General features: G+C 75.3%; 9 protein-coding genes. 8 read left to right on the top strand and 1 reads right to left on the bottom strand.

The features are described 5' to 3' along the window. Window positions 1-11 precede the first annotated feature (11 nt). On the top strand, window positions 12-1007 hold the full coding sequence (locus tag BJY16_RS40765) for an NADP-dependent oxidoreductase (RefSeq protein ID WP_185044862.1): 996 nt from the start codon (window positions 12-14) through the stop codon (window positions 1005-1007). Here the strand turns inward: BJY16_RS40765 and BJY16_RS40760 are convergent. Beyond that, window positions 997-1860: an alpha/beta fold hydrolase gene (locus BJY16_RS40760; RefSeq protein WP_185044861.1), complete on the bottom strand. Its 864-nt coding sequence runs from the start codon at window positions 1858-1860 to the stop codon at window positions 997-999. The genes BJY16_RS40765 and BJY16_RS40760 overlap by 11 nt on opposite strands. A gap of 57 nt (window positions 1861-1917) precedes the next feature. On the opposite strand from BJY16_RS40760, the gene BJY16_RS40755 reads away from it, so the two are divergent. The 7 genes from BJY16_RS40755 to araD all read left to right on the top strand — a co-directional run bounded on the left by BJY16_RS40755 (window position 1918) and on the right by araD (window position 16612). After that, window positions 1918-3804, top strand: a complete 1887-nt coding sequence (locus BJY16_RS40755) for an AfsR/SARP family transcriptional regulator (RefSeq protein WP_185044860.1) — start codon at window positions 1918-1920, stop codon at window positions 3802-3804. Between the two features lie 84 nt (window positions 3805-3888). Further along, window positions 3889-5319: a hypothetical protein gene (locus BJY16_RS40750; RefSeq protein WP_185044859.1), complete on the top strand. Its 1431-nt coding sequence runs from the start codon at window positions 3889-3891 to the stop codon at window positions 5317-5319. Window positions 5320-5428: 109 nt separating this feature from the next. Next, a complete protein-coding gene (locus BJY16_RS48820; RefSeq protein WP_185044858.1) occupies window positions 5429-12463 on the top strand; it encodes a DUF3320 domain-containing protein in 7035 nt (2344 codons plus the stop codon). A gap of 35 nt (window positions 12464-12498) precedes the next feature. Continuing rightward, window positions 12499-13278: an MBL fold metallo-hydrolase gene (locus tag BJY16_RS40740; protein WP_185044857.1), complete on the top strand. Its 780-nt coding sequence runs from the start codon at window positions 12499-12501 to the stop codon at window positions 13276-13278. 109 nt (window positions 13279-13387) lie between these two features. Then, window positions 13388-14686 carry a GlnX family signal transduction membrane protein gene (locus tag BJY16_RS40735; RefSeq protein WP_239176607.1) on the top strand — a complete coding sequence of 433 codons (1299 nt, stop codon included), beginning with the start codon at window positions 13388-13390 and terminating at the stop codon, window positions 14684-14686. 11 nt (window positions 14687-14697) lie between these two features. Further along, complete coding sequence (gene pstS / locus BJY16_RS40730; RefSeq protein WP_185044856.1) at window positions 14698-15741, top strand: phosphate ABC transporter substrate-binding protein PstS; 1044 nt, start codon at window positions 14698-14700, stop codon at window positions 15739-15741. 157 nt (window positions 15742-15898) lie between these two features. After that, a complete protein-coding gene (gene araD, locus BJY16_RS40725) occupies window positions 15899-16612 on the top strand; it encodes an L-ribulose-5-phosphate 4-epimerase AraD (RefSeq protein WP_185044855.1) in 714 nt (237 codons plus the stop codon). Window positions 16613-16635: the final 23 nt, after the last annotated feature.

Raw genomic sequence — 16635 nt, 5'->3', positions numbered from 1 at the left:
TGGAGGATCCGATGCGGGAGATCCGTCTTGCCAGCCGGCCCAGTGGCTGGCCGACCGCCGACAACTTCGACCTGGTGGAGCTGCCCACCCCGGAGCCGGGCCCGGGGCAGGTGCTGGTGCGCAACCGGTTCATGTCGGTGGACCCGTACATGCGGGGCCGGATGAACGACGTCGAGTCGTACGTCGCCCCGTTCCAGGTCGGCAAGCCGCTGGACGGCGCCGCGATCGGTGAGGTGATCGCCTCGGACGTGGCCGAGGTGCCGGTCGGCGCCACCGTGCTGCACGGCCTGGGCTGGCGCGACCACGCCGTGGTGGACGCCGGGCACGTGCGGGTCGTCGACCCGGCCGCCGCGCCGACCCCGTCGGCCTACCTCGGGCTGCTCGGCATGACCGGCCTGACGGCGTATGTCGGCCTGCTCGACATCGCCCAGTTCCGCGAGGGCGACACGGTCTTCGTCTCCGGCGCGGCCGGCGCGGTCGGCAGCGTGGTCGGCCAGATCGCCAAGCTGCGCGGCGCCAAGCGGGTGATCGGCAGCGCCGGTTCCGCGGAGAAGGTCCGCTACCTGGTCGACGAGCTGGGCTTCGACGCGGCGTTCAACTACAAGGACGCCCCGGTCCGGGAGCAGCTGCGCGCGGCCGCCCCGGACGGGATCGACGTCTACTTCGACAACGTCGGCGGCGACCACCTGGAAGCCGCGATCACGTCGCTGAACAAGTTCGGCCGGGTGGCGCTCTGCGGGGCGATCGCCCAGTACAACGACACCGCTCCGCCGGCCGCGCCGCGCAACCTGGCGCTGGCCATCGGCAAGGAGCTGACCCTGCGCGGCTTCATCGTCGGCAACCACAGCAAGCGGATGCCGGACTTCGTGGCCGAGGTCGGCGGCTGGCTGCGGGCCGGGCAGATCTCCGCGCAGGAGACCGTGGTCGAGGGCCTGGAGAACGCGCCCGAGGCGTTCCTCGGCCTGATGCGCGGCGAGAACACCGGCAAGATGGTGATCAAGCTCTAGTCAGCAGCTCCCGGATCTCGTCCGCGACGAGATCCGGGACCTCCTCGGCCATGAAGTGCCCGGCCCGCACCGGCACGTGCCGCAGATCCGGCGCCCACGCGCCCCACAGCGCCGCTGCGTCGAAGCCGAGCAGCGAGCCCCAGTCCTGCTGCAGCACGGTGACCGGCATGGCCAGCGTCGTCCCGGCGGCCCGGTCGGCCCGGTCGTGGGCCAGGTCGATGCCGGCCGTGGCGCGGTAGTCGGCGACGATCGACGGCACCGCGCCCCGGGCGGCGTCCAGGTAGGCCCGCCGCACGTCGGCCGGGATCGCCGCCGGGTCCCTGGTCCAGACGTCCAGGAAGTGGCCGAAGAACTCGTCGGCGGTGGCCGCGATCATCCGCTCCGGCAGGCCCGGCGGCTGGGCCATCAGGTACAGGTGCCAGCCGACCGCGGCGCTCGCCCCGCGCATCACGTCCCACATGTCCAGCGTCGGCAGCACGTCCAGGCTGGCCAGGTGGGTGACCGTGCCGGGGTGGTCCAGCGCCGCGCGGAAGGCGACCAGCGCGCCGCGGTCGTGCCCGGCCAGCGCGAACCGGTCGTGGCCCAGTTCGCGGGCCAGCGCCACGATGTCGGCGGCCATGGTCCGCTTGCTGTAGACGTCCGGGCCGGTCTCGGCCGGCTTGTCGCTGGCGCCGTAACCGCGCAGGTCCGGGTAGATGACCGTGTGGTCGGCGGCGAGCCGGGCGGCGACGTGCCGCCACATCAGGTGGGTCTGCGGGAAGCCGTGCAGCAGCACGACCGGGCTGCCGGAGCCGGCGACCGCGGTGTGCAGCGCGACACCGTCGGCGACCGGAATCTGGTGGTACTCGACCATGGGTGATCCTTTCTGGGTGACTCGGGAATCAGCCTGCGGAAGGCGGATGAGCAACCGATGAGCGAGATCCGCTTCGGCGTGCTGGGCCCGCTGATCGCCGTCGACGCGGCCGGGCGGCGGGTCGGGCTGAAGGGGCCGATGCACCGGGCGGTGCTGGGCCGGTTGCTGGTGGCCAGACGGCGGGTGGTGCCGGTCGGCGATCTGGTCGCGGACCTCTGGGTCGCGCCGCCGGACGGCGCGGTCGCCGCGGTGCGGACGTTCGTCGCCGCGCTGCGGCGCGCCCTGGAACCGGACCGGCCGCCGAGGGCGCCGGCATCGCTGCTGGTCACTGAGGGTTTGGGGTACGCCCTCCGCCCCACCGGGCAGGCCGTCGACGCCTGGCGCTTCGAAGCCGCCGCCCGGTCCACCGACCCGGCCGTCCTGGACGAGGCGCTGGGGTGGTGGCGCGGTCCCGCCTACGCCGATTTCCCGGAAGCGCCGTGGGCCGCCGCTGACCGGGCCCGCCTCACCGAGCTGCGCCTGCAAGCCGTCGAGAGCCGGGCCGCAGCCAGGCTGGACGCCGCCGCGATCGCCGACCTGGACGCGCACGTGACCGCGCACCCCTGGCGGGAGGAGGGCTGGCGCCTGCTCGCCCTGGCACTCTATCGGACCGGCCGTCAGGGCGATGCCCTCGCCGTGCTGCGCCGGGCCCGGACCCTGCTGGTCGAGCAGCTCGGCGTGGACCCGGGGCCGGCGCTGCGCCGGCTCGAGGAGGACGTGCTCCGGCAGGCGCCGGGCCTGGACCCCGGCGCGGCGGATCCGCTGGCCCGGGCGGCCGAGGCGTACGACCGGGTGGCCGGCGGCGCGCGGGCCCGGCTGGAACCGGCCGTCGGGCTGCTCCGCGCGCTCGCCGTGACCGGGGCCGGTGGCCTGCGGACCGCCCGGGAGCAGCGGGCCGCCGCGGTGGTGGCGGCCGAGCAGCTCGGCGACCCGGAGCTGACCGCCCGGGTGATCGGGGCGTACGACGTGCCGGCCGTCTGGCCCCGCGCGGACGACCCGGACCGGGCGGCCGGCATCGTGGCGGCCGCCGCCCGCACCCTCGCCGCGCTGCCGGCCGGGCACCCGGCGGCCCGCGCCCGGCTGCTCGCCACGATCGGGCTGGAGGCGCGGGGCACCACCGATCCGTGGCCGGGCGAGTGTGCCCGGCAGGCCGAGGCGATCGCCCGGGAGCTGGACGACCCGGCGCTGCTGGCGTTCGCGCTCAACGCGAGCTGGATGCAGCGGTGCCACCGGACCGGGCTGGCCGCCGAGCGGGACGCAATCGGCGCCGAGCTGATCGCGCTGGCCGGCCGGCACGGGCTGGTCACCGCCGAGGTGCTCGGGCACCTGGTCCGGGTGCAGGCGCGGGCCGCGCTCGGCGACCTGGCCGGCGCGGACCGGCACGCGGCGGCGGCCGGGGGGCTGGGCGTGCGGCACGAGCTGCCGCTGGTCGAGGTCTTCACCGCGGGCTACGCGGCGCTGCGGGAGGACCTGGACGGTGCGGGGTACCCGGCGGTCGAGCGGGCCTACCGGGCTCTCGGCGAGCGGCTGGACGCGGCCGGGATGCCCGGGGTCGGGGACGGTCTGGTGGCGCTCGCGCTGCTCGGGGCGCGGCTGCGGCGGGGACGCGAGCTCGGCGCGTTCGAGGGCTTCGGGTCGTACGCGACATGGGTCCTGCCCCTGTGGGACCACCGCGCGCTGCGGGATCTCCCGGACCCGCCGCCCGGCCTGCTCGCCGAGGCACTCTGGTGGCTGCTCGGGAAAGCGGCCGTGACCAGCGGCGATCGCCCGATGATGCGGCGCGCCCGGACCGCTCTGGGACCGGCCGCGGGGGAGGTGGCGGGCGCCGGGACCGGCATGATCGCCATCGGAACGGTGGGTGAACAGCTCGCAAACCTGGATCAAGCGCTCGACGCGGAGAGTTGATCTTTTGGATACGGACCGTCCGGCTGACACCACTCATCCGTATGGACGACGTCACTGACGGAAAGCAGACACTAGCGTTCCCGTGTGGCAAATCGGTTCCAACTTTGGGGTCAAGCGGGCTGGGCTAGCGCCGAGGTCGTCGGTGAGACGCACTATGCGAAAGCGATCCGGGCGCTCTTCGGGCCCAAGTTCGATCCACAGGGAACCGACATCACCGTCCCGGTCCAGCTGATACCCGACCGCAGCAACCGCCACGACCGCAACGCCGTCGGGGTCTGGTCCGACAACGCCCTGCTCGGCCACCTGCCCCGCCCGGAGGCCGCCCGTTACGTCGGGGTGCTCACCGAGCTGACCAAGCGCAACCTGATCCCCGAGGTCAACGCTCAGATCCACGGCCGCGAGTGGGGGGAGTACGACGGCCGCCCGCCGGCCTTCGTCGGCACCATCCGCCTCGACCTCGCCGAGCCGCACATGATCGTGCCGGCCAACGACCCGCCCCGGCAGGAGCACCGGCTGCTGCCCACCGGCTCGGCGCTCCAGGTCAACGGCCAGGAGCAGCACCTGGACGCGCTCGCCCGGTTCCAGCGGCCGGAGGGCGAGTGCTGGGCCTACGTGACGCTGCACGAGATGGCCGGCCACCTGGTCGAGGTCCGGCTCGGCGACGCCCGGGTCGGCGACCTCAGCCCGAAGATGAGCGTCGAGCTCGCCCCGGTGCTGCGCTACCAGTCCGAGCGGGGCCTGGTGGTGGCGGCCCGCGCGGTGGTCAAGAGCAACGCGATCAAGACCGAGGTGCTGCTCTACGTGGCCCGGGTCCAGGACCTGCCGGAGAGCTGGACCGGTCCGGCCGCCCGCGGCGGCGCCGGCCGGGTCGCGCCGGTCTCGCCGCCGCCGGCCACCACCCCGGTCGCCCCGGCGGGCGCCGGCCCGGACCTGCCGGCCGCCGGCACCTCCGCGGTGCCCAGCTGGATGACCTCCAGCGACGCGGTGCCGGCCTGGGCCGCGCAGGGCAGCGACGCGCAGCCCACCTGGATGGACCGCAGCGAGCTGGTGCCGACCTGGGTGCAGCCGAGCGGGCCGGTGCCCAGCTGGGCCGCCTCGGTGAGCGGCCCGGTGCCGACCATCGCGGGCCGGACCCAGGTCGAGGAGCCGGTGGTCCCCGGCGTGCCGGCGCACCAGATCCCGGGCGTGCCGACCTCCCCGGTCCCGGGCACCTCGCTCTTCGGCGGCACCGGGGAGATCGCCGAGACCACTGTGATCCCGGCGCTCAGCGCGGTGATGGCGAAGCAGCAGCAGCACCAGCAGGCCGCCGTGACCGGCACCGCCCCGGTCTCACCGGCCCCGGAGCCGAACCCGCACCCGCCGATCCCGTCCGCGCCGACCGGGATCAAGTTCCAGGTGCCGCCGGGCTGGCCGACCCCGCCGGACGGGTGGTACCCGCCAGAGGGCTGGCGGCCGGACGCGGCCTGGCCGCTCGCCCCGGCCGGCTGGCAGTGGTGGGTTCCGACCTGGGACTGATGGGGCCGCTGTGACGCACGGGGCGGCCAGTTGGCCCGATCCGTGCGGAACGTCGGATTAACCCGAAAAAACGCCACCATGCGGCCCGTCGCCTTGCTGCAATGGGAAAATGCGGTGGGATCAGTCGGACGGGTTCACGGGGCGGCCGGATGCCCGGGTGCGGGCGACGCTGGAGTCGTGGCGGGACGGGTTGCTCGACCTCACCGGCGGGAATCCGCTGATCGACGTGCGGACGGCGGCGCCCGGCGTGGTGGAGATCGTCAGTCCGTCGCCGCGCAGCGTCGTCGAGGCGCTCCAGCAGGGCCGCGAGTGCGGCTTCCTGGGCATCGAGGAGCAGGCCGAGGGCCCGCGGCCGCGGGCCGCGCACGTCTTCCAGACCGCGATGACCGACGCCCAGATGGACGCCACGCTCCGCGCCCTGCGCCGGGCCGCCCACCGTGACGTGCTCGAACAGGGCGTCGCCACGCTCTACCTGGGTCTCGGCACGGTCCGGTGGAAGGACGGCGCCTTGCCGGGCGACGGCGATCGGCAGCACTGCAGCCCGATCCTGCTGATCCCGGTCGACCTGGTCTGCCCGGACCCGGAGGACTACCCGCGGCTGCTGCCCCGGGCCGAGGACCCGATGGTCAACCCGGCCCTGGACATCTGCCTGCGCCGGCACAACATCGAGCTGCCGGCGGTGGACAGCCTGACCGGGCTGGACGTCACGGTCTTCTGGGCCCGCCTGGACGCCGCCCTCGGCGACCACCCGGACTGGCACTCCGACGAGGCGATCATGCTGAGCCGGTTCGCCGTGCACCGCGAGGTGATGTACACCGACCTGCTCGACCACGAACGCAAGATCCTCGCCCACCCGGTGGTCCGGGCGCTGGCCGGCACGCCGGAGGGGCAGCCGGACGCCTTCAAGTTCGAGGTGATCGCCGGTCGCCGGATCGACGAGGTGGCCTCCCCGGACGACGTGCCACTGGTCCTCGACGCGGACGCCGGCCAGCGGTCCTGCATCACCGCGGCGCTGCACGGCCGGACCTTCGTGATGCGCGGCGCGCCCGGCACCGGCAAGTCGCAGACCATCGCCAACATGATCGGCGGGCTGCTGCACGCCGGCCGCCGGGTGCTGCTGGTCGCCGAGAAGGCCGCCGCGCTGGACACCGTCCGGGACCGGCTCGCCCCGGTCGGCCTGGACGACTACCTGCTCGACCTGCACAGCGGGCGGACCGGCCGGGAGCAGGTGGCGGCCGCGCTGGCCGCCGCGCTCGACTTCATCCCGCTGCCGCCGCCGGACCTGTCCACCGACGAGCGGGAGGCGTTGCGCGAGCACCGGCAGCGGCTCAACGCGTACGCCGAGGCGATGAACGAGGTCCGCGAGCCGCTCGGCCACCGGCTGCACGACGTGCTCGGCATGTGCGCGCAGATGACCGACGTGCCGCAGGCCCCGGCGCTGACCGAGCTGCCGATCCCGCTCACCACCCAGTCGCTGCAACGGGTCCGGGACGCCGCCGAGCGCCTCGGCCGGGCCTGGCGCCCGGCCCGCGAGGGCGAGGACTTCCTCTGGCGCGACGTGATCGACCACCACCGGCTGGACGCCCGGCTGCACCAGGCGCAGACCGCCCTGGACCACCTGACCGAGGCGATCGAACGCGACCCGCTCGGCGAGGCCTTCCAGATCGGCTCGATCGGCGAGGCGATCACCCTGACCACCCTGGTCGGGCACGCCACCCGGCGCCCGCCGGAGGCCGCCGACGAGTGGCTCACGATGGCCAGCCTGGAGCCGGTGGCCCGGGCCGCCGAGGGGCTGCTGCGCCACCTCAAGACGCTGCACCAGGCCGAGGACGCGGTCCGGGCCAAGGCCGGGGTGACCTGGAGCGCGCTGCCGTCGCCGGCCAAGCTGCCGATCATCCCGAGCCTCGGGCACCTCAGCCCGCCGGCGGTCGAGCTGCTCCCGCTCACCGCGGCGCAGGCCCGCGGCCTGGCCCGCCGGTTCGCCGACGAGGCCGACCGGCTGGAGCAGCACCAGCACAGCCTGGACCGGGTCACCGCCCGGCTCGGCCTGCCCAACGTGGTGGCCTTCACCGACCTGCCCCGGCTGACCGCGATCGTCGACCTGCTGTCCCGCCCGGACAAGCCGGAGCCGGCCTGGTTCGACGGGCTCGGCCTGAACGCGGCGCACGCCGCGATGCGCAACCTGCGCCGGGTGGTCAGCGTGGTGAAGGCCGCCGAGGCCCGGGCCCGGGAGCACTTCAGCGACAACGCGCTGGCCGAGCCGGTGGACGAGCTGGCCGAGCGGTTCGCCCACCAGCACAAGGGCCTGCGGAAGCTGAGCGCGCAGTCCCGGCGGGACAAGCGGGCCGCGGCCACCATCGCCCGGCCGGACGTCAAGCGGTCCCAGGCGGTCGCCAACCTGAACGCGGCCGCCGCCTGGAAGCGCGCCCTGCAGGAGCTCGCGGAGGCCGAGGAGCAGCACGCCGCGGTGCTCGGCAAGCACTGGGCGGGCACCGACACCGACTTCGACGCGATCGAGCGGGCGCTGGCCACCGCCGAGGAGACCCTGAAGGTCACCCCGCCGGAGGCGCTGCCCACGCTGATCGAGCGGATCTGCGCGGCCACCCCGAACAGCGCGATCATCCGGATCGTCGGCGAGGCCGGCAAGGAGTTCGACCGGTGGACCGCCGCGCTGCGCACCCCGCCGGAGCCGGCGCCCCGCCCGCAGCTGGCCGCCGGGCCGATCCACGACGCGGTGACCTGGCTGCGCGCGCACGTCGAGCCGTTCACCGCGGTGGCCGAGCTGGTGCACGCGTACAGCGTGGCGGCCGGCCGGGACTTCACGCTGGCCGAGGCGGCCGCGATCGGCCTGCTCCGGGAGAGCGCCTCGGAGGCCGCGGCCGCGCTGTCCGCCAACGCCAGGGAGTACGCCCAGGTGCTCGGCGCCGCCTACCGCGGCACCCAGACCGACGTGGAGGCGCTGGCCACCGCGATGGCCTGGACCTCGGAGGCACGCCGGATCCGCAACGGCGCGGACATCGCCTTCACCGCCGAGCAGGCCGAGCTGATCGGCCGGGCCAAGCCGACCGACAGCCTGCCGGCCCGGGTCGCCGAGTGGCAGTCGGCCCGGGACTGGATCCTGCGCGCCTTCGCGCCCGGCCGGCACCCGGCCCTGCAGCTCGCGATGGAGGAGCGGGACTCCGCCCGCGAGCTGCTCCGCGAGCTCCTCGACGACAGCCGGGGCCAGCAGGAGTGGTTCGACTACCAGGCGGCCCGCGCCATCCTGGCCGAGCACGGGCTGGACCCGGTGGTCGACTTCTGCGCCCGCGAGGACCTGCCGGTCGAGCAGATCCTGCCGGTGCTCGGCCGGGCCCTCTTCCAGTCCTGGGCGGACGCGATCATCCGGGACGACGACCGGCTCGCCCCGCTCGACGCGGTCGCCCGGGACCGGCTGGTCGACGAGTTCCGGCTCTGGGACGAGCACCTGCAGCGGGCCGCCGCCGCCGAGGTGATGAACGCGGTCGACGCGCTGCAGCCGGCCGAGGCGGCGGCCGGCGAGGCCGCCCTGCTCCGCGCCACCGCCGCCCAGCAGGGCCGCCGGCTGCCGGTCCGGGACCTGTTCGCCCGCGCCATGCACGCCGCGATGGCGGTCAAGCCGTGCCTGGTGATGTCGCCGGCCGACGTGAGCCGGCTGCTCCCGCCCGAGCTGGTCTTCGACGTGGTGATCATCGACGAGGCGTCCCGGGTGCCGGTGCCGGACGCGATCACCTGCGCCTACCGCGGCAACGCCCTGGTGATCTGCGGCGACGACCGGCAGCTGCCGGCCGCCCCGATCCCGGGCGGCGACCCCCGCTCGATCCTGGAGCTGGCGCTGGGCTGCGGCGCGTTCCGGGTGCTCGACCTGACCACGCACTACCGCAGCCGGGACGAGTCGCTGATCGCGTTCGCCAACCACGCGTTCTATCAGGGCCGGCTCACCACCTTCCCGGCCTTCGCGCCGCCCGGCCCGGACGCCGGCGTGCAGCTCTACCCGGCCGGCGGCGACCTGTCGATGGCCGAGCTGGTCGCCACCCGGGTCGCCCACCACCTGGTCACCCGCCCCGAGCTGAGCCTGGGCGTGGTGGTCTGCACGGCCGCCGACGCCGCCGAGATCGAGGCCGCGGTCGCCGACATGGTGGTGCCGCCCGAGGACGACCGGCTGCGCGGCTTCTTCATCAAGGACCTGGACGCGGTCCAGGGCGACGAACGCGACGTGGTGATCTTCGCGATCGGCGCCGACCTGGGCGGCCTGGCCGGCCCGGACGGCTGGCGCCGGCTCAACGTGGCCACCACCCGGGCCCGTCGCCGCCTCGAGGTGATCTCCGCGGTCCGGGCCCGGGACCTGCCCGCCGACGACTCGCGGCTGGCCGACTTCCTGGACTACGCGGCCCGCGGGATCGCCGCGCTCAACCTGGACACCGAGCCGGAGCCGATCGAGTCGCAGACGCCGTTCGAGGACTCGGTGCGCGACGTGATCCGCGGCTGGGGCTATCGGGTGCAGACCCGGGTCGGCGCCGGTGCCTTCCGGATCGACATCGCGGTGCGCCGCTCGGCCCGCCGCAACGCGCCCTACGCGCTGGGCATCGAGTGCGACGGGACCACCTACGACTCGGCGCCGACCGCCCGGGATCGGGACCGGATCCGCGAGCAGGTGCTGCACGGGCTGGGCTGGCGGCTGCACCGGGTCTGGGGGACCGCCTGGTACCTGGACCGGGAGCGGGAGGAGACCCGGCTGCGGGCCGCGATCGAGGACGCCTTCGCCGCGTTGCCCGAGGAGTCCGACGCGCCCGAGCTGACCACCGCCACGCCGGTCGCGACCGGGGCGGAGGGTTACACCGCCGGGTACACCGACGCGGCCGGGGCCGCGGCGGATCAAGAGCCTTTCGGGTACGAGGTGAGCACCGCCGAGCCCGACCCGGGCGTCGAGCGTGAGCGGGTCTCCGCGGAGGAGCTGGCCGCCGCGGTCGCCGGGGTGTCGTCCGCCGGGCGGTCCCCGTCGGCCGGGCCGGTCGCGGCGTTCACCCAGGCCACCGCGGACGTGGTGGAACCGGAGATCGTGCTGGCCTGGACCGACGCCGGGGACATCGGGCTGGCCGAGGCGGAAGCCGCCGCGGAGGCGGACCTGGCGGCGGCCCACGAGACCGACGGTCTCCGGACGCCCGAGGCCGTGCTGCCCGGCCACGATGACGACTACGACGCGCCGCTGACCGCCTTCGCCGAGGTGCAGCACTTAGCCGAGCCGGTGACCGTGTCCCCGGACCCGGCCCAGCCCGCCGGGGCCGGGGAGGACGACGTGGCCCGGATCGCGGCGCGGTTCGCGGCGGCGCAGGCCGGGGCGGAGGAACTCGCGGTGGCCGAGGCCTACCTGGGCGACGACCTGACCTCCTCGGTGCCGCCGGCCCCGGTCTCGCCGGCCGCGACGGCTCCGGACGCGCCGGCGGCCGAGAACACCGTGCGGGCGGACTGGCCGTTCGCCAGCCGCGCCGAGGATCCGGACCGGGTCGGCTGGCCGAGCGCCGCGGAGCCCGGCCGGTCCACCGGCCGGCACGCGCGGCCGGAGACCCCGGAGCCGGAGGAGCCGGCCGCCGGGTGGCCGGCGCCGGGCGAGGAGGACACGATCCGCGCCGAGTGGCCGTTCGCCAGCCGGGCGGAGGTCCCGGACCGGGTCGACTGGCCGTCCGCCGCGTCGTCGCCCTCCGTCTCCGCCGTGCGGTGGCCGACCGCCGACCTGGACGAGACCTCGGCGACCATCCACCGCTCCAGCCGGTCCGCGATCGCCGACGAGCGGGACCGCCAGGTCTCCTCGATCTCCTGGCCGTCGGCGGACCGCGACGAACTGACCGCCCGGCTCGGCGCCGCCAAGCGGACGCCGGTCTCGTCGGCCGACGAGCGGACGGTCCAGCCGATCGAGTGGCCGGTCGCCACCCGCGAGGACGAGGCCGCCCCGCAGCGCGTCGAGTGGCCCACCGCGAGCCGCGCGGAGCCGGCCCCGCCGCCCGCCGCCGAGCCGGAGCGGCAGGTGGCCGAGGTCCAGTGGCCGGCCGCCAGCCGGGACGACGAGCCGGCCTGGCGGCCCGCCCCGGAGCAGACCGCCGCCAGCCGGGAGGACCTGGCCGAGGTGGCCGCCCGCTTCGGCGTCGGCACCGAGGAGCTGGCCGCGGCCGCCGCGCAGTTCCTGGCCGGGCTGCACGACACGGCCGAACCGGCCGACCGGCTCGGCGCCATCGCGCAGCTGCGCACCGAGCTGGCCGAGTCCGCCAACCTGCACCCGGACCTGGCCGACGCGGCCGCCACGGTGGCCGAGCAGGCGCTCCGCTCGACGCCCGCGGAGTCGCACCGGCCGGCCTGGTACCAGGCGATCGAGGGACAGCCGGACATCGCCGCCGCGGTCGCCGAGTTCGAGGAGACGATGGGCGCCCCGCCCGGCTGGACCCCGGCCGGCGGGACGTGGGCCGAGACGGCCGTGGACGAGGCCCGGTTCGAGGGGGCCGCCCGGGTGGCGCACGCCGGGGAGTGGGCTCAGCCGTACCGGAAGGCCGGCCTGGCCCCGCTGCCACCCGGCGCCGTGCTCACCGACCCGGCCCTGCGCCCGGACCTGATCGCCGCGGTGCGGCGCCTCGCCGAGATCGAGGGACCGGTGCACATCAGCCTGGCGCTGCAGCGGATGCGCGAGGAGTGGGGACTGGCCCGGATCGCCCGGCCGGCCCGGGCCGCCATCGAGGACGCCATCGAGCAGGCCGGGGTGGCCTGGGACGGCACCTTCCTCGGCGACCCGGACCAGGCCCACCCGGTGGTCCGCTACCGGGCGGAGGGGGTGGCCCGCAAGGCCGACCAGATCGCCGACGCCGAGCTGGCCGTCGCGTGCGAGAACCTGGTGATCGACGGCGGCATGCTGTCGGTGGACGAGCTGCTCGCCGCGGTCACCAAGCTCTACGGGTGGTCCACCCGCCGGTCCACCGAGCTGGACGCCCGCCTCACCGGGCTGCTGGCCGACCTGGTCGCCGAGGGGCACCTGCTGCAGCACCCGGACGGGCTGGCCGCGGCGCACGGCCTGCCCGACCCGGTCTCGCTCCCGCACCACGACGCGGCCCGCCGCCCGGCCCACCACCCGAGCCGCCAGGGGTGATCGCTTTCCGGCGCGGTTCGGCGTACCTTCGCGGCGTGCGGGTTCATCACCTCAACTGCGGGACCATGCGGGTCCCCGGCGGCGACCTGGTCTGCCACGTGCTGCTGGCCGAGACCGACAACGGCCTGGTGCTGGTCGACACCGGCTTCGGCCTGGCCGACCTGGCCGACCCGGCGAGCCGGCTGGGCCCGCCCCGGCATCTGCTGCGCCCGGCCCTGGACCGGGAGGAGACCGCGGTGGTGCAGGTGGAGCGGCTCGGCTTCCGGCCGGCCGACGTGCGCCACATCGTGGTCACCCACTTCGACATCGACCACATCGGTGGGCTGGCCGACTTCCCGCACGCCCGGGTGCACGTCACCGCCGCCGAGGTGACCGGCGCGCTGCGGCCGCCGACCCGGCAGGAGCGCCGCCGGTTCCGCGACGCCCAGTGGTCGCACGGCCCGGACCTGGTCGAGCACACCCCGGACGGGGAGAGCTGGCGCGGGTTCACCGCGGCCAAGGAGCTGACCGAGATCGCCCCCGGCATCGTGCTGATCGCGCTGCCCGGGCACACCCGCGGGCACGCCGCCGTGGCGGTCGACGCCGGCTCCCGCTGGCTGCTGCACTGCGGCGACGCGTTCTACCACCGGGGCACCCTGGACGGGACCAGGGTCCCGCTCACCCTGCGGCTCGCCGAGAACGCGGTGGCCTTCGACCGCGCCCGGGTCCGCGCCAACCACGCCCGGCTGGCCGCCCTGCACCAGCGCGCCGAGCCGGATCTGACCCTGCTCTCCGCCCATGATCCGGTTATCTACGCGGCCCTGGCGGCCTTCTGAAACGCTATTCCGGAAATGCCGCTATACGCCGGTGAGCTGGGAAGACGTCATTTGAATGAACGCCAGGTGAACGACCGGATATTTGCCGGAATGGATTACCGTTGCGGGCGTGCCAGCGGTCTTGAATGCGATCAGGAATACCGCCCGTAATCTGGTCCGGAAGGAAACCCCCGCCCGTCTCCGCCTGTGGTCGGCGCTGGTCGTCCTGGCGGCCACCGCCCTGCTCGCCACGACCAGCCTGGTGATGGCCCGGCTCCAGGACCAGGTCCGGGTGATCGGCCGGGAGGCCGCGCCGCAGGCGACCACCGCCGCCGACCTCTACTTCGCGCTCAGCGACATGGACGCGCAGGCCACCCGCCTGCTGCTGACCGGCGACTCGGACGCCCTGGCCGGCACCCGGGCGGACGCGCTGGGCGCCTACCGCGAGCGGTCCCGCCAGGCCGACGCCGACCTGGAGCGGATGCTGGCGGCCGGCGCCACCGACCGGGCCGTGGTCGTCGACCTGCTCGACGGCCTGGGCGTCTACCACCAGCGGATCGGGCAGACGATCACCGCCGCCGACCGGATCGAGCGGCGCCAGGCCGGCCGGCTGCCGGCCGAGGCACTCGGCTACTACACCCAGGCGACCAACGTGCTGCACCTGCGCCTGCTGCCGGCCGCCCGGCAGCTCCGGGACGATGCCATCGGCCGGCTCGACCGGGCCTACGCCGGCAAGCGGGCCACCGAGGCGACCGGCTCCACCCTGGTGCTGCTGCTCGGCGGCGCCCTGCTGGTCCTGCTGATCACCCTGCAGGTCTGGCTGGCCCGCCGGTTCCGCCGCTCGGTGAACCCGGCGCTGCTCGCCGCCACCGCGCTCGGCCTGGTGCTCGGCATCGGCGCGTCGGTGGTGCTGGGGGTGCAGGCCGACCGGATGTCCACGGCGCGCGACGAGCACCTGACGCCGTACCTCGCGCTGGCCGGGCTGCGCGCGACCGGCTACGACGCGGCCGCCGACACCAGCCGCTACGTGGTCTCCGCGAATCTCGGCCTCTACCGGGACGGCTTCACCGCGAAGGCCGGCCCGCTGCGCGGTGAGCTCGGCGCGGTGGCCGGGGCGGAGGCGGTCCAGCGCTGGATGGCCTACCAGCGCGATCACGAGAAGGTGCTGGCGCTGGCCGACGCGGGCCGGACCGGGGCGGCGGTGGACGCCCTGACCGGCATCCGGCGGGGCGACGCCGCTTTCGACTTCGCCTACTTCGATGCGGCGGTGGGCGCCGTGACCGACGTACGGAAACAGGGTTTTGATCGTGAATCGCGAGGCGCGGAACGCGCGCTGCGGGGCTGGGCGGTGCTCCCGGTGGTGGTGCTCGGCGCGGTGATCCTGCTGGTGCCGCTCGGGGTCCGGCGCCGGCTGGCGGAGTATCGGTGAGGGGCTCGACGATGACGAAGTTCGCCGTGATTCCGGTGCTCGCCGCGGTGCTCCTGATCGCCGCGTGCGACCGGCCGGACCGGGTCGACGATCCGGTGCCGTGCGCGGCCGGCGAGGCGCGCGGGCAGGGCTCGTCCGCGCAGACCACCGCGGTCAACGAGTGGATCGAGCAGTATCAGATCGCCTGCGCGCAGGCGGCGGTCGCCTATGCCAGCTCGGGGTCCGGGGCCGGGGTCAAGGCGTTCCTGGCCGGGGAGGGCGACTTCGCCGGGACCGACGCGGCGCTCGGCGACGCCGACCGGGCGGCCGCGGCCACCCGGTGCGGCGGCGCGCCGGTCGTGCACCTGCCGCTGGTGATCGGGCCGATCGCGCTGGCCTACAACGTGGCCGGCGTCGGCGACCTGCGGCTCGCCCCGGCCACCGTCGCGAAGATCTTCGCGGGCCAGGTGGCGACCTGGAACGACAAGACGATCGCCGCCGACAACCCGGGGGCGGCGCTGCCGGCCACGCCGATCCGGACCGTGCACCGCGAGGACAGCTCCGGGACCACGGCGAACTTCACCCGGTTCCTGGCCGGCGCCGGGTCCTGGCCGTACCGGGCGGGCAGCAGCTGGCCGGCGCCCGGTGGGCTGGCGGTCCGGGGGAGTGACCGGCTGGCCGCGGCGATCGCCCGGACCGACGGCGCGATCGGCTATGTCGAGGCGTCGTACGCCCGGGTGAACGAGCTGGCCACCGCGCGGGTCGGCGACGCCCGGGGCGGGTTCGCGGCACCGACCGACGAGGCGGCGGCTGCCGCGGTCGCCGCGGCGCGACCGGCCGGGGCCGGCGATCTGCGGCTCGAGTTCAACTACGCCGAGCTGTACGGTGGCGCGTACCCGCTGGTCCAGGTGACCTATCAGGTGGTCTGCCAGCGGGGTGCGTCCGCGGTGGCGCGGGGTTTCCTGGGCTACGCGGCGAGCCCGGCCGGTCAGGCGGCGGCGTCCGCGGCCGGGTACGCGCCGCTCCCGGATACGCTGCGGGAGCAGGTGGCGGCCGCGGTCGCGCAGCTGCGGTAACTCCGGGGCGCCGGCTCGAAGCCCGGCTTCGTGCCGCCTTGGTGTCGGCTTGAAGCTGGCTTGGTGTTGGCGCTCACAAGTACGCTCTCACAGCATTACCCCGGGGCGGCCGATCGCGTATGGTGAGCGCTAACAATCCGGAAGAGGGAGCGGCGACGTGACGATCGGGTCGGAGGCCCTGCGCCAGGACGTGTGGCTGGCCAACCAGGTGATCCCGAAGGCCGGCCTGGCCCAGCTCACCTGGGGCAACGTCAGCGGCGTCGACCGCGCCGGCGGCTACTTCCTGATCAAGCCGTCCGGCGTGTCGTACGACGACCTCACCCCGGAGATGCTGGTCCCGGTCGACCTGGCCACCGGCAAGGTGCTCGACGGCGACCTGCGCCCCTCGGTCGACACCGAGTCGCACCGCGCGTTCTACCTGGCCTGGCCGTCGATCGGCGGGATCACCCACACGCACTCCACCCACGCGGTCGCGTTCGCCCAGGCCAACCGGGACATCCCGGTGCTCGGCACGACGCACGCCGACACGTTCAACGGCCCGGTGCCGGTCACCCGGGGGCTCACCCCGCAGGAGTGCGCGCACGACTACGAGTTCCACACCGGCCAGGTGATCGTCGAGCTGATCGGCGACGACGAGGCGGCCGCCGCCATGCCGGCCGCGCTGGTCGCCAACCACGGCCCGTTCACCTGGGGCGCCTCCGCGAAGAAGTCGGTCGAGCACGCGATCATCGTGGAGGCCGTCGCCGAGATGGCGCTGAAGACCCTCGCGCTGAACCCGGCCGCCGCCACCCCGCAGCACTTGCAGGAGCGCCACTTCAAGCGCAAGCACGGCCCGGGTGCGTACTACGGCAATCCGGCCGCCAAGTCCTGACCTTCCCCGTAGGCGCATCCGTC

This window comes from Actinoplanes octamycinicus (assembly GCF_014205225.1).
GTDB classification, from domain to species: Bacteria; Actinomycetota; Actinomycetes; order Mycobacteriales; family Micromonosporaceae; genus Actinoplanes; species Actinoplanes octamycinicus.
The sequence above is the reverse complement of the archived record's forward strand: the minus strand, read 5'-3'. Positions and strand labels throughout refer to the sequence as shown.

Excerpts from the sequence above, each read along its gene's own strand:
- BJY16_RS40765 (WP_185044862.1), top strand. The coding sequence starts at position 12 with ATGCGGGAGATCCGTCTTGCCAGCCGGCCCAGTGGCTGGCCGACCGCC.
- BJY16_RS40760 (WP_185044861.1), bottom strand. The coding sequence starts at position 1,860 with ATGGTCGAGTACCACCAGATTCCGGTCGCCGACGGTGTCGCGCTGCAC.
- BJY16_RS40755 (WP_185044860.1), top strand. The coding sequence starts at position 1,918 with ATGAGCGAGATCCGCTTCGGCGTGCTGGGCCCGCTGATCGCCGTCGAC.
- BJY16_RS48820 (WP_185044858.1), top strand. The coding sequence starts at position 5,429 with ATGCGGTGGGATCAGTCGGACGGGTTCACGGGGCGGCCGGATGCCCGG.
- pstS (WP_185044856.1), top strand. The coding sequence starts at position 14,698 with ATGACGAAGTTCGCCGTGATTCCGGTGCTCGCCGCGGTGCTCCTGATC.